This window comes from Cytobacillus pseudoceanisediminis (genome assembly GCF_023516215.1).
GTDB classification, from domain to species: domain Bacteria; phylum Bacillota; class Bacilli; order Bacillales; family Cytobacillaceae; genus Cytobacillus; species Cytobacillus pseudoceanisediminis.
In genome coordinates, this window is record NZ_CP097349.1 from 552,543 (window position 1) to 567,446 (window position 14,904).

The following is a 14,904-nucleotide window of genomic DNA, read 5'->3' on the forward strand; positions in this document are numbered from 1 at the left end:
TTAAAAAATGCAACTGGAGGAACGTAAATGGACAGGAATAATCAGTTGCCGAAAAAGAGAGAGATTGCTCCTGATTCCAGTGATGCAACGATTCTTGTTAATAGATTTGGGGTCATCTCCTATGCGAATGAGCAGGCGCAAGAGCAATTTGGATATAGGGTAAATGAACTGCAGGGGAAGAGCCTGAAGGAACTGCTCCCTGAGATCACTCTGCATGAAACGGAAGAGGGCAAAGTGGTACACCAATATGGCCGGCATCGTAATGGTCAGGTATTTTCAATCTTTTATAGAATTAATTCTTTCATGCAAGGAGAAGAAACCTATTATTTAATCGTCTTTCATTCAGTCAAAGACCGTTCCCGATTAAAAAAGCAGCAATCATATTCATTAAAGGAATTGGTTGATCTGCAATTTGCCCTGGATGAATCAACAATTGTGGCCTTTACAGACAAAAAAGGAAAAATTACGTATGTGAATGAAAAGTTCTGTGAGGTGTCGAAATATTCTGCGTATGAGCTGGTTGGTAAAGATCATAGAATTATCAACTCATCCTACCATTCCAAAGACTTTATGCAGAACCTTTGGGAAACCATTTCGAGCGGTGAAGTCTGGCGCGGGGAAATTAAAAACAAAGCTAAAGACGGAACTTATTATTGGGTGGATACCACCATCGTTCCCTTCATTGATGACAAAGGAAAGCCATATAAATACCTGGCGATCCGGAATGAAATAACTGAATATAAGCGTGTTGTGGAGGAACTGAAAAATTCCGTAAACGAGCTGATTGATTTAAAATTTGCCCTGGATGCTTCATCCATTGTGGCAATTACAGATCAGAAAGGCACCATTACTTATGTAAATGATCAATTCTGCAGCATCTCAAAATATTCACGGGAAGAATTGCTTGGACAGGATCATAAAATTATCAACTCAGGTTACCATTCTAAAGAATATTTCAGAGATTTGTGGAAGACAATTTCTTCCGGACAGGTATGGAAAGGAGAGATCAAGAACAGAGCCAAGGATGGCACACATTATTGGGTGGATACCACCATCGTCCCATTCCTTAATGAAAAAGGGAAACCTTATCAGCATCTTGCCATTCGCCATGAAGTCACGCAAAGAAAAAATGCAGAAGAAGAGCTGCAAAAAATGATGACCAGGATCATAGAGGTTCAAGAGGATGAACGGAAAAGATTGTCTCGTGAGCTTCATGACGGAATAGGACAGAATTTGTACAGCCATCTTATTACCATTAATAGGCTTCAGGCGGAAATAAGCCACCCGCTGCTTGATCAGATGCAGGATGAGGCTGCTGAAGTCATTGAGGAGCTGAGAGACCTTTCATGGGAACTGCGTCCTTCTGTGCTTGATGATCTTGGTCTGATACCAGCGATTCGATCCTACCTGGTCCGATTTTCAGAACATCACAATATCAACGTCCATTTTGATTGCTACTTGGCTACCCGTCTTAGTTCTAATAAAGAAATCACCATCTACAGGATCATTCAGGAAGCCCTGACTAACATAAGGAAATATGCTGAAACAGATGAGGCAGCAGTCACAATCAGGCAGATGGAAGAAGAAATCCGTATAGTCATTGAAGATAAAGGCATAGGGTTCAATGTTAATGAAGTCTCCAGAGGAGTTGGTCTTTTTAGCATGGAAGAACGAGCAAAAGCTGCAGGCGGTTCCATAAATGTTTATTCAGCAGAAGCTAAAGGGACAAGAATTGTACTTGAAATACCCCTATAGAAAAAAGCTGCCTAATCCAGGCAGCTTTTCTCATTAGATGCGTTTCTAAAATATTGATCCTAATATCGTTCCGCCGATGGCACCTGTCACAACAATAATCCATGGCGGCAGCTTCCAATAAACAAGCATGCTGAATAGTACTGCTGCAAAGGCAAAATCAGCCGGCTCCAGGATGCTGCTGGTCCAAATTGGATGATAAAAGGCAGCGATTAAAATGCCGACAACTGCAGCATTTACACCCATTAATGCACCCTTTATGTTAGGATTGCGGCGAAGTGTGTCCCAAAATGGGAGGGTGCCTAATATCAGCAGAAAGGCAGGCAGGAAGATCGCGGCCGTTGCAAGCAAACCGCCTTGCCAGCCATTCATCACTGCCCCAAGATAGGCAGCAAAAGTAAATAACGGCCCTGGCACTGCTTGGGCTGCACCGTAGCCAGCCAGAAAAGCTTCTTCACTTAGCCAGCCTGTTGGGACAAATTCACGTTCCAGCAAAGGAAGGACAACATGGCCGCCCCCGAAAACCAGAGATCCGGAGCGATAAAAGCTGTCAAAAAGAGCAACCCAATCCAATGCGGTTAACTCCCTTAAAATTGGAAGAATTATTAAAAGGGCGAAAAACAACACTAAACAGCCAATCGCAAACCCTTTTGAAATGGGGAATTCCATACGGGCTTCGCTGTTATCTGCATGCTTCTTGTAGAGTAAAAATCCAATAAATCCAGAAATAAGGATGACCGCTATCTGAGTGATGGCTGTCTGCCATAAAAGTGTGACGATAATCGCGAACAGTGCCAGCGTTTTTCGCGGCAGGTCAGGTACAAGTTTTTGTGCCATTCCCAAAACCGCATGAGCCACTACAGCCACCGCGACAATTTTGAGTCCATGGATCCAGCCGGCTTCCGCAGGATTAATGCCTTGAAGAAGAATGGCAAAAATAATCAGAGCAATAACAGATGGCAATGTGAAACCAAGGAAAGCCATAATGCCGCCGGCTACTCCGGCCCTCATGACACCAACGCCAATGCCAACCTGGCTGCTTGCCGGTCCGGGCAGGAACTGACAAAGTGCAACTAAGTCTGCGTAGCTTTTCTCATCCATCCATTTTCTTCTGCGGACATACTCATCGTGAAAATAGCCGAGATGAGCCACAGGTCCCCCGAAAGAGGTAAGTCCAAGCCTTGTTGAAACCATTAATATTTCCAGTAAAGATTTTAAGCCAGTTCTGTTTTTGTTCATATGCATCTCCTTTAGTCTTTAATCTCTTTAAAAAGCTCATAAGCTTTTTTCTGGCTTCCTCCAGCACCGAAATTCCTTTTTCTGTTGCAGTATAATATTTTCGGATTCGGCCATCTACATTTTTCTTCTCCTGATGAAGCAGCCCGTCTGATTCCATCGAATGCAGGATAGGATACAATGTTCCGGAACTGATGCTATATCCATGCTCTTTCAGCTCTTCCACCATCCAAGCGCCGAAAACAGGATGTTCCTTTGCATGGTGAAGTATATGGATTTGAATAAACCCCAGGAACAGCTTACGCAATATTTTATCTTCCAAGCAAATGCCTCCTTATTAATTTCGAAAACCGATATCGGAATTCGATAATAGGATGATACCAAAATAATGAGGACAAAAAAGGGGGAATTATATATTTACAAAACTTTAACATAGACATAAAAAAGAACGCTTTTCCAAGCGTTCCAGTATTAACTATTTTGTTCATTTCTTAAAATTTCATAAGCATAATCACCGGCTGCTGCCGTTAAACTTTCCCATAGCTGATCACGCAGTAAATCGAGTTCAATAATTCTTCTCGCCAAATCTATTGTATTTTTAGTTTCCATACGGGCCCCCTGATTAATAACGGTTTCGATTGCTGTGTTTTTTAAATATTACCTCAAGTTCTGTTAAGGTCAGCTTTTGCAGAGCCGGTTCAGAATGCTGATATTCGCTTCCAGATTTGACCAGCAGGCCGATTAGATATTGCCGTTTTTTCTCAATCGCCTTCCGTAAATATTGCATTCATTATCTCCCCTTTCCTTTAATGTTTTTTTTATTCTAAAAGAAATTTAGCTCATATTCATGTATTATGTTAAGTTTTCTTACATTGTTTTTGCTGTATTGTTAGATTTTCTGACAGGATTGATGAAAATGTTTGAAAGATTAGTATAATGAAAGAAAATGGTTAGATTGAGGTGACATGATTGGAAAGTGAATCATCCTACAAAACCAGAAAAGTCATTTCGATTGGGACGGTCAGCGAACTGACAGGACTTAGTGAACGGCAGATACGGTATTACGAAGAGAGGAAATTGATTTTCCCTGAAAGATCAGAACGCGGGAGCAGGAAGTATTCTTTTAGCGATGTAGAGACGCTCATCGACATAGCCAACAAAAGGGAGGAGGGAGTCCGAACGGAAGAAATCCGCTCGGAATTAAAGAGAAAAAAGAAAAAAGACGATCAGGCATCACGTTCAAAAATGATTCAGGGTCAGCTTAATGCGCAGTTTGGAATCCGGAAGAAATAATGGGAAAGTGATTATTCTGCAAGGGATAATCGCTTTTTTTATTCAGCTTTAATTCTGCCTTTTAGAATATGCTGCCGGAGTTTACGAAACATTTTTATATAAATTTTAGACAAAAGGTCTTTCTTTCGTTTACCATTTCCGTTAAGATGTAACCCTATATATGAAGGTTTTAAATTTTGATCTGTAAAGCAGGTGAAAGAATGGGGAAAGAATTTCCTCCAACAATAGAAGTAATAGAGATCTGCTTGCTTGCCGGGAAAATCATGCTTCAGGGCGGTGCAGAAACCTATCGGGTAGAGGACACAATGACCAGGATTGCAGCCTCCCTGGGTATACCGCACTCCCATAGCTATGTGACTCCAACCGGAATCATATTTTCAACGGATGGAACTGAACCGGCAAAGCTGATTCGGATTTCAGAACGGTCAACGGATTTGTATAAAGTAACATTAGTGAACGGAGTTTCACGCAGGATCAGCAGCGGTGAACTGGATGGAAAGGGAGCCTTGGCAAGGCTGAAGGAAATTGAAAGTGCCGACTATACTTTCCCTGTCTATCAGCAGATTCTTGCAGCCTCCATTGCAAGCGGGTGCTTTTTAATTATGTTCCTTGGAAGCTGGACAGATTTTATTCCAGCCATGATTGCAGGCGGTCTTGGTTTTGTTTCTTTTATATACGTACATAGAGTGGTCCAGATTAAATTTTTCTCTGAATTTATTGCTTCATTACTAATTGGCCTTATCGCCTATTTCTTTGTGTACACAGGAGCGGGAACAGAACTTGATAAGATCATCATCGGTTCAGTCATGCCGCTCGTTCCGGGGCTGCTGATAACAAATGCAGTCAGGGACTTAATGGCCGGGCACCTTGTTTCTGGTCTGTCAAAAGGGGCTGAGGCCTTTTTGACGGCATTTGCCATTGGAGCTGGGATTGCTCTTGTATTCACTTTCTAAATGAAATGCATTAGCGGAGGAATATGCGTATGTTTATGTTGACACATATGATTACAAGCTTTATTGCTTCAGCAGGGTTCGGAGTGCTTTTCAACGCTCCGAAAAAATCACTGTTGAAATGCGGGTTTGTCGGGATGGTCGGCTGGTTTGTTTATATTTGGCTTGTCAATTGGCAGTATGATGCTGTCATTTCATCATTAATCGCTGCTTTTACCATTGCAGTGATCAGCCAGATTTTTGCCAAAATGTATAAAACACCTATTATTATATTCAGTGTTGCCGGCATCATTCCATTGGTCCCAGGGGGATTGCTTATAATGCAATGCGGAATTTTGTTGAAAATGATTATAATACGGCAATTCAGCTGGCTGCGAAAGCATTCATGATATCAGGGGCAATCGCAGTAGGACTTGTCATTTCAGAGGTAATCAATCAAATGATCCGTAAAGTTCAGTTTAAATCAAGAATCTAAAATAACTGCGAAGTACGATTACATCGGCCTTTCTTAGGAATTAAGCCGTAATATAACCTCTAACTATCAGACTCGTTTCAGGAAATAAATAGGGACGGGTTTTTCTTGTAATATATTCCTGGTGAATTTATAATCCTATTATGTTTGATTTTTTCAGAAAAAGGAGATTATGATGATCCGACGGTTTTTTAGCTACTATAGGCCACATAAGCGCCTATTCATTCTTGATTTTAGTTCGGCGGTATTCGTGGCAATTCTTGAATTGGGCTTTCCGCTTGCGGTTCAGTGGTTTATCGACAGCCTGCTTCCAAGCGGGAATTGGTCCATGATTGTTTCTGTAAGTGCCGGCCTGCTTGCTCTTTATTTGACCAGCACACTTCTGCAGTTTGTTGTTAACTATTGGGGCCACAAGCTGGGCATCAATATCGAAACAGATATGCGGCAGCAGCTTTTTCAGCACGTTCAAAGGCAGTCTTTCCGCTTCTTTGATAATACCAAAACAGGGCATATCATGAGCCGGGTGACAAATGATCTTATGGATATCGGAGAGCTCGCTCATCATGGCCCCGAGGATTTATTCATTGCGGTCATGACGTTTGCGGGTGCCTTCTGGATTATGCTGACGATCAATGTGAAGCTCGCTCTTATAACGATATTTGTTCTTCCCTTTCTTGTATGGCTGATTACATTTTGCAATATTAAAATGAACAAAGCATGGAAAAGGATGTACGGTGAAATTGCTGATGTGAACGCCCAGGTTGAGGATAGTGTATCTGGAGTGCGTGTGGTTCAGTCTTTTACAAATGAAAGCTATGAAATTAAAAGATTTAGAGAAAACAATGGCAAATTCCGTCTTGCCAAGCTTGCAGCATATAAAATTATGAGCTTTAGTGCTTCCGGAGTTTATATGCTGACCAGATTAGTTACGCTGATTGTTCTAGTGTACGGTTCCTGGCTGAGCTTCAACGGGCAGCTATCATATGGAGAATTGGTCGGATTTGTGCTTTATGTGAATGTACTTTTAAAACCGATTGATAAAATTAGCGCCCTGATGGAACTGTATCCAAAAGGAATGGCTGGTTTCAAACGCTTTTTGGAAATTATTGATACTGAGCCAGAGATTGAGGATGCAAAAGATGCCATTGAGGTTGAATCCTTAAGGGGTGATATCCGCTTTCAAGATGTAGCATTTAGTTATGACAAGCATAAATCGGTGCTTCAGGGGATTGACCTTCAAATAAAAGCAGGTGAAACAGTTGCTTTTGTTGGACCTTCAGGTGCCGGAAAGACAACGATTTGTTCTTTGATTCCACGCTTTTATGATGTAAATAGCGGAAGCATTAAGATCGATGGCATGGATATCAGGGACATGACGAAAAAATCACTGAGATCGCAAATCGGCATTGTTCAGCAGGATGTCTTCCTGTTTACCGGTACACTGAAAGAAAATATAGCTTACGGAATGCTTGGGGCAACAGACGAGCAGATTGCGGACGCAGCTCAAAAAGCCCACCTGCAGGACTTCATTGCATCTCTTCCGGATGGCTATGAAACTCAAATTGGGGAACGGGGATTAAAGCTGTCTGGCGGACAAAAACAAAGAATTGCCATTGCAAGAATGTTCCTGAAAAATCCGCCGATTTTGATTTTGGATGAAGCAACTTCGGCATTGGATACAGAAACCGAACAGATTATTCAAACTGCGTTGAATGAGCTTGCCGTAAACCGCACTACACTTGTGATTGCCCACAGGCTTGCAACCATTCGAAATGCAGACAGAGTGGTGGTTGTCACAGAAGACGGCATAGCCGAAGAAGGTACACATGATGAGTTAATAGAACAGGGCGGGATCTTCGCAGGCCTCCATAATGTGCAATTCCAAAGATAAAGCAGAATCCGTAATGGATTCTGCTTTTTTGTCTAAATGGAGACCTCTGCAAAAATACTGTTTCATCAAACAAACCTGGAAAAAATTAAAGAATAGTAGAAAACTAGCAAACAAGCATTCATTTTTACAAATGAAATTTGGGAAATCTGCAAACAAATCATGGAGTCAATCAATGAAATGCATAATTTTCAGAATAGTCAAAAAGAACTATCGTTTTAATTAAATATATGGAAGTTTTTAACTAGAACAGGACTTATGTGGTATAGACAACTATACTCTAACTCTATTAATCTTACAGTATGTAAACCCTTTCAAACATAAAGGAGGTTATTGGCTGATGAAAGTTCATAAAATTAAAGGAGGCAGTATGAAACATAAAACCAAGCTTATTGCGCTATCAGCAGCACTTAGCACATCACTCTTTATTCCGGCAGCATATCCGGCATCTGCGCAAAGCGCGGAAGGAGTTAAGCCAACAATGGAAAGGAAGGATCATAAAGAGGTGAAATACAAAAGTCATCCGATTTTTTCATGGGATCGCCCTGGGCCGATTTCTCCTATTCTTCATCCAGGTTCAGCGGCGGGAGCTGGAATGGTTCAGCAGCCGCTCAATGAAATCGATCCGCTGATGGAAGGTATGATTTCAGAAGGAGTCATGCCTGGTGCTGTCACTTTTGTCGCAAGGCGGGGCCATATTGTCAAACAAGACGCATACGGATATTCCTACCGTTATACGGATGATAAATTTACTGAAGCGCAGAATCCGATTGAAATGACGGAAGATACAATCTTTGATCTGGCTTCAATCAGTAAAATTTTCACAACTACTGCTGCGATGATATTGTATGATGATGGCCGCTTTCAACTGGATGATCCGGTTGCGAAATATATCCCCGAGTTTGCTGAAAACGGCAAGGAAAATGTAACGATTCGCCAGCTGATGACACATACTTCAGGATTTACTGCATGGATTCCTTTATATTCACAAGGGAGCAGCAGAGACGATCGGATGCAAATCGTTTTTAAACATCCATTGGCCAATGAACCGGGTGAAGCGTATACATACAGCGATTTGAATATGATTACCCTCGGCGCAATAATCGAACGCCTGTCAGGACAAAGCCTGGATGAGTTTGTGAAAAAACGCATAACCAAACCCCTCGGTATGAAGGATACGATGTATAATCCTCCTGAATCTTTGAAACACCGGATTGCGGCAACGGAATACCAGCCTGCTATCGGCAGGGGCCTTGTCTGGGGGAGGTTCATGATGAAAATGCCTGGTCCCTTAATGGCGTTGCCGGACATGCAGGTGTCTTTTCCACTGCATCCGATCTTGCTAAACTTGCCCATATGTATGTGAATGACGGGCGTTATGGCGGCAAGCGGATTTTAAAGGAAGAGACAGTGAAAATGCTGATTCAAAACCAGATTCCTCAATTTCCTGGAAATGATCATGGCCTTGGCTGGGAGCTTGGTCAGGGATGGTTCATGGATGCCTTATCAGAGGGAACTTCGCTTGGGCATACAGGGTACACTGGTACATCTATTGTAATAAACCGGAATAATGGCACGATTGCTATTCTCTTAACAAATCGCGTCCATCCATCAAGAAATACGGTTACAACGAATATTGCAAGGCGAGCATTTGCAAGACAGGTAGCAGATTCCATTCCTGTTGCAATCCCTGGAAAAGGAGATGCCTGGTTCTCAGGATATGGAGATAAAATTCAGCACAATTTAACGGCTAAAGTGGATCTCAATGAAGAGGCGGTCCTGTCGTTTGATACCTGGTACAGAACTGAAACCAATGCGGATATGGCCTTTGTAGAGGTATCAGAGGATGGCGTCAATTGGACACAGGCGGCACAGCCATTAACAGGCAGCAGCATCGATTGGAAAAACGAAAAACTAACGATTCCTGAAGGAACCTCCCACATTCGATTCCGATACCAGACAGACAGTACAGTAAATGGCAGAGGCTGGTATGTTGATAATGTAAAACTCAGACTTTCAGATGGCAAAAAAGTGACGCCTGCCTTCTCAGGAAACGGGTGGAAAAAAGAAATTACTAGCATTCGATTTTTTAGTGAAAAGTAAGCTTAAGAGCATATGAAATAAATGCAGTAAGGACGGTGGAAGAAATGGTTAAAGCCCGTAAAATAATGTTCATTTCCCTTCTCGCAATTACACTTGCCGTTTCGCAGTTATGGATCGGAGGAACCTTGAAACAAGCCTCTGCAGAAAGTGCAGCAAAGGATTTAATCATCCTTCAGAATGTGCCTGATGTCAGTACGGAAATTAGTGGAGAAGCATTTCAATTAAAGGCGCTTCATGTCTATAAAGAAGGACATTTCATGGGAATTTCAGATGGTGTGAAATGGAAATCTTCAAATAAAAATGTTGCAGCAGTTGATCAGGCGGGGAATATCACCTTAATGGGGAAGCCAGGAAAAACCTTCATCAGTGTAACGGACGGAGTATATAAGGACCGTATTGCACTTCAAATAAAACCTGACGGCAAAAAGCACAGCAAGGGCAAGCCAGCTTTTAAAGTGAAAATCATTAAGGAGCATGGGAAACGGTATGATCTCATTAGCCGAGCAGTGAAAAACATGTCTATTGAAGAAAAGGTCGGCCAGATGCTGATGCCTGATTTCCGCACCTGGAAGGGGAAAAATGTCACTGAAATGCTGCCGGAAATTGAGAAGCTGGTAAAAGATTATCATCTTGGCGGGGTCATATTATTCCGTGAAAATGTGGTGACAACAGAACAGACAGCCACACTGGTTTCCGACTATCAGAAAGCTGCAGATAAATTCGGCTTATTAATGACGATTGACCAGGAAGGCGGAATTGTAACACGTCTTCAATCAGGAACAGACATGCCTGGCAATATGGCGTTAGGAGCTGCCCGTTCTGAAGAAATTTCCCGAAAGGTCGGCAAGGCGATTGGAAAGGAACTGGCATCACTTGGCATAAATATGAACTTTGCACCTGTTATGGATGTAAATAATAATCCCGACAATCCGGTAATTGGCGTTCGTTCATTTGGTGAGGACCCGCAGCTTGTCGCTGACATGGGTGTTGCTTATACCGAAGGATTGCAATCAGCAGGTGTTGCCGCTACAGCAAAGCACTTTCCCGGACATGGAGATACAGCAGTAGACTCCCATCTTGGATTGCCTGAAGTACCACATGACAAAGAACGTCTAAAAGAAGTTGAATTGTATCCTTTCCAAAAGGGAATGGAAGCAGGGATTGATGCGATCATGACAGCACATGTTACCTTCCCTAAGATTGATGATACAAAAGCAATCTCGAAAAAAACTGGTGAGGAAATTGCAGTTCCGGCCACTCTTTCCCATAAAGTGCTGACAGAACTTATGAGGGAAGAAATGGGCTATGATGGTGTTATTACAACAGACGCGATGAATATGAATGCCATTGCCGAACATTTTGGACCAGTTGACGCGGCCATTCGAGCAGTAAAAGCTGGAACAGATATTGTGCTAATGCCTGTTGGGCTTCAAGAAGTTGCAGAAGGGCTAGTGAATGCTGTGGAGAATGGAGAAATATCAGAAAAACGCATTGAATCATCAGTTGAACGAATTTTAACTTTGAAAATAAAGCGAGGAATTATTAAAGAAGAGACACCACAGCCGATCGATGAAAAAATTGCAAACGCACTTCAGATTGTTGGATCAGAAGAACATAAACAAATAGAAAAAGAAGCAGCTGAACGTTCAGTCACATTGGTTAAAAATGAAAGAGATGCACTGCCGCTGCAATTATCTCCTGAAGATAATATAGTCGTTGTCGGCAATACGTATATTGCAGACTTAAAGAACGCAATCAGCAAGTTTCATGCAAACACAACGGTCATCCAAACCTCAAGCTATGCATTAACGGAAGAGCAGAAGGAGCTAATCAGGAATGCCAGTGCTGTTATTGTGGGCTCCTATACGTTTAATGTATCAGGCCGCTCACCGGACAGCGCTCAGATGAAAATGGTTAATTCCATCATTGCTGAGTCAGAAGCTCCAGTCATTTCGGTTGGCATCCGTAACCCATATGACATCATGGCTTATCCGGAAGTTGATGCCTACATTGCGCAATACGGATTCAGGACGGCAAGCTTTGATGCATCTGCAGGTGTTGTTTTTGGCCAGGTTAATCCTTCAGGTAAATTGCCTGTAACAATTCCGGGTCCAGATGGCAGTGTTTTATTTGAATTTGGCCATGGATTGAGCTATTAGGCACACTGCTATTTTTAAATAGGAAGGGGTACAGGCAGCCTAGGGTTTTGCCTGTGCCTTCATTCTTAATATTAGTAGAATTTTTATCGTTGGAATTTTAGAAACTTTCTAGCTCCACCCCTTCCCCACCAAGATGTAGGGGATGGGCAAGGAGCTTCCGCTTTTCTGATCAAGGAGGGAAAAATATATGAAGAAATGGTTTATGGGGTTTTTGACAATGATTCTCGTACTCTCTTCTTTAACTGTTGTGCTTGCAGATAACGGCAATGGCAAAGGAAAAGGCAAGAAAAAGAAATTCGAGCTTGGAGTTGAAGTTCTTTTAAATGATAAGAAGGATCTCATAGAGGGGAAAAGAGTGGGCTTAATCACAAACCCGACTGGGGTAGACCAGAATTTAAACAGCATTGTCGATATTCTGCACAATGATCCCGATGTGGAGTTAACAGCTTTATATGGCCCGGAACATGGAGTCCGCGGAAGTGCACAGGCGGGAGAATATGTTGAGTATTATATCGATGAAAAGACAGGGCTTCCTGTTTACAGCTTATACGGAAAAACCAAGAAGCCTACACCTGAAATGCTGGAAAATATCGATGTGCTCCTGTTTGATATCCAGGATGTAGGAACACGTTTCTACACGTATATTTATACAATGGCATATGCAATGGAAGCAGCAAAAGAAAACAATATTCCTTTAATCGTGCTGGACAGGCCAAATCCCCAAGGTGGAACAAAGGTTGAAGGACCTGTGCTTGATATGAAGTATTCCTCATTTGTGGGGAATTATTCGATCCCGCTCCGGCATGGGATGACAGTAGGTGAACTGGCCGAATTATTCAATGAAGAGTTCGAAATTGGTGCAGAGTTAACTGTTGTCAAAATGAATGGCTGGAAGCGGGAAATGTATTATGATGACACCAGCCTTCCGTTTGTCATGCCGTCCCCTAATATGCCCACTTTAGAAACTGCTTTAGTATATCCGGGAGCTGCATTGATTGAAGGGACGAATGTTTCTGAGGGACGCGGAACAACGAAGCCGTTTGAATTAATTGGTGCTCCATTTATCAACGCTGATGATTTGGCTGGACATTTGAACAGTCTTAATCTTCCGGGGTAACCTTCAGAGCTGCTTCGTTTACACCAAGCTTCTCTAAGCATGCAGGAAAGCTTTCACATGGGATTCAAATTCATGTTACACATCGCGATGCATTCAAGCCTGTCGAGACCGGACTTCATATCGTGAAGGCGATCCATGATATGTATCCGGAAGACTTCGAATTCCGTGCCGAAAACAGTGCAGGAATTTCATTCTTTGACAATCTGATGGGCAATGGCTGGGTCCGTGAAGACATTGAGGAAGGGAAGCCAGTTGAAGAAATCTCCTCCAAATGGCAGAAAGAATTAAAACAATTCAATAAGACACGTGAAGAATATTTACTCTATTAAACTCGCAGGAAAGAACTTGGCGGCAAAATGCCCCAGGTTCTTTTTTTATTATATGGCGGGTCGGCATAATACTGATGGTGTCTGGTACTGAATTATAAAGCCTGTTCATATTATGTAATAATCCATGCAGAAAGAGGTGTGTAAAAATGTTGGGGTTTTTACAAAAGATTGGCAAGTCTTTAATGCTGCCGATTGCAGTCATGCCTGCTGCTGCACTTTTGCTTAGGCTGGGACAGGATGACCTTTTAGGCATTCCGTTTATATCTGCAGCCGGGAATGCTGTGTTTGGACATTTGGCTCTATTGTTTGCCATCGGGATTGCCATCGGTTTTTCTAAGGATGGCAGCGGGGCCGCTGCCCTAGCCGGTGCAGTGGGTTATTTTGTGCTGACTGAAGGTGCCGCGGCGATAAACGAAACGGTCAATATGGGTGTTTTTGGGGGAATCATTTCCGGTATTATTGCAGGGCTATTATACAATAAATATCATGATATTAGGCTGCCGGAATGGCTTGGTTTCTTTGGAGGAAAACGGTTCGTGCCCATTATCACATCACTTGTTATGATTGTCATTGCATTTTTGTTCGGGTATGTGTGGCCGCCGGTCCAGGCAGGCATTAACAGTGTGGGCGATTGGATTATTGGTGCAGGTGCCGCGGGTGTTGGAGTCTTCGGATTCCTCAACCGATTATTAATTCCGGTTGGGCTCCATCATATATTGAACACGCTTGTCTGGTTTGAGTTTGGTGAGTTTACTAATGCAGCCGGGGATGTCATTAAAGGAGACTTATGGCGATTCATTGCAAAAGATCCATCTGCAGGGATTTTCATGACTGGATTCTTCCCGATCATGATGTTTGGTCTGCCGGGCGCTGCTTTTGCCATGGTTGCAGCTGCTAAAAAGGAAAGAAGGAAAGCGGTGGCAGGGGCGATGGCAGGCCTCGCATTTACTTCCTTCCTGACCGGTATTACAGAGCCGATAGAATTCTTATTTATGTTCTTATCACCGGTACTATATTTTATTCATGCTATTTTAACAGGTTTGGCTATGTCCATCTCCTATTTGTTGGATATTCATCATGGGTTCGGGTTTTCAGCAGGTGCCCTGGATTATTTTCTAAACTTCGGCATTGCCCAGAAGCCAGTGCTGCTTGCGGGAATAGGTCTCCTTTATGGCCTTCTGTATTTTGTGGTTTTCTATTTCCTCATTAAGAAACTGGATTTAAAAACGCCGGGAAGGGAAGATGAAATTGCAGGTGAATTTGAAGGGAATTCCGCTCTAAAAGGCAACTATGCTGAAGCTGCAGATGCTTATCTGGAGGCTCTGGGCGGCAGAGAAAATCTTGAAGAAATCGATAATTGTGTAACCCGCCTTCGTTTAAAGGTGAAAGATATAGCTATGGTTGATGAAGGGCGTTTAAAACAGCTGGGGGCAAAAGGGGTAATAAAGCTCAGCAAAACCAGTCTGCAGGTTATTGTTGGAACGGATGTTGAATTTCTGGCAAATGAATTGAAAAAGAAGTAAATGAAAAGCTGGCTCGCTGTCACGGGGGCCAGCTTTTGTTACATATAGTTTTACAAGGGTGCCTCAATTCCCTTAGATACTG

At 42.6% G+C, this 14,904-nt stretch carries 9 protein-coding genes and 4 pseudogenes; 9 read left to right on the forward strand and 4 right to left on the reverse strand.

The genetic code is table 11. The features are described from left to right. Positions 1-27: 27 nt before the first annotated feature. Entirely contained in the window at positions 28-1,755 is a 1,728-nt protein-coding gene (locus M5V91_RS03055; RefSeq protein ID WP_019381181.1) for a PAS domain-containing sensor histidine kinase, read from the forward strand. Between the two features lie 45 nt (positions 1,756-1,800). Here M5V91_RS03055 and M5V91_RS03060 read toward each other — a convergent pair whose 3' ends face one another. The 4 genes and pseudogenes from M5V91_RS03060 to fbpA form a co-directional block, all read right to left on the reverse strand. Further along, the gene (locus M5V91_RS03060; protein ID WP_157380209.1) at positions 1,801-2,991 is read right to left on the reverse strand and encodes a chromate transporter; all 1,191 of its coding nucleotides are present in this window, start codon (positions 2,989-2,991) and stop codon (positions 1,801-1,803) included. An 11-nt stretch (positions 2,992-3,002) separates the two neighbouring features. Next, a pseudogene (locus tag M5V91_RS03065) lies at positions 3,003-3,310 on the reverse strand (PadR family transcriptional regulator). Positions 3,311-3,459: 149 nt separating this feature from the next. Further along, complete coding sequence (ykzB, locus tag M5V91_RS03070) at positions 3,460-3,597, reverse strand: protein YkzB (RefSeq protein WP_019381184.1); 138 nt, start codon at positions 3,595-3,597, stop codon at positions 3,460-3,462. 13 nt (positions 3,598-3,610) lie between these two features. Further along, on the reverse strand, positions 3,611-3,775 hold the full coding sequence (gene fbpA / locus M5V91_RS03075; RefSeq protein ID WP_009333513.1) for a Fur-regulated basic protein FbpA: 165 nt from the start codon (positions 3,773-3,775) through the stop codon (positions 3,611-3,613). A 182-nt stretch (positions 3,776-3,957) separates the two neighbouring features. Between fbpA and M5V91_RS03080 the strand changes: the two genes are divergently transcribed. The 8 genes and pseudogenes from M5V91_RS03080 to nagE all read left to right on the forward strand — a co-directional run bounded on the left by M5V91_RS03080 (position 3,958) and on the right by nagE (position 14,822). Continuing rightward, positions 3,958-4,281, forward strand: coding sequence for a MerR family transcriptional regulator (locus tag M5V91_RS03080; RefSeq protein WP_009333514.1), 324 nt, complete (start codon positions 3,958-3,960; stop codon positions 4,279-4,281). A 200-nt stretch (positions 4,282-4,481) separates the two neighbouring features. Next, entirely contained in the window at positions 4,482-5,234 is a 753-nt protein-coding gene (locus M5V91_RS03085) for a threonine/serine exporter family protein (protein WP_009333515.1), read from the forward strand. A gap of 29 nt (positions 5,235-5,263) precedes the next feature. After that, positions 5,264-5,706 (forward strand): annotated as a pseudogene (locus M5V91_RS03090) (threonine/serine exporter family protein). Positions 5,707-5,878: 172 nt separating this feature from the next. Continuing rightward, positions 5,879-7,594, forward strand: coding sequence for an ABC transporter ATP-binding protein (locus M5V91_RS03095; protein WP_192908906.1), 1,716 nt, complete (start codon positions 5,879-5,881; stop codon positions 7,592-7,594). Positions 7,595-7,931: 337 nt separating this feature from the next. Continuing rightward, positions 7,932-9,694, forward strand: a pseudogene (locus M5V91_RS03100) (serine hydrolase domain-containing protein). 44 nt (positions 9,695-9,738) lie between these two features. Then, on the forward strand, positions 9,739-11,853 hold the full coding sequence (locus M5V91_RS03105; protein ID WP_251174995.1) for a glycoside hydrolase family 3 protein: 2,115 nt from the start codon (positions 9,739-9,741) through the stop codon (positions 11,851-11,853). A 187-nt stretch (positions 11,854-12,040) separates the two neighbouring features. Further along, positions 12,041-13,299: pseudogene (locus M5V91_RS03110) on the forward strand (exo-beta-N-acetylmuramidase NamZ family protein). Positions 13,300-13,445: 146 nt separating this feature from the next. After that, complete coding sequence (gene nagE, locus M5V91_RS03115; RefSeq protein WP_251174993.1) at positions 13,446-14,822, forward strand: N-acetylglucosamine-specific PTS transporter subunit IIBC; 1,377 nt, start codon at positions 13,446-13,448, stop codon at positions 14,820-14,822. Positions 14,823-14,904 lie beyond the last annotated feature (82 nt).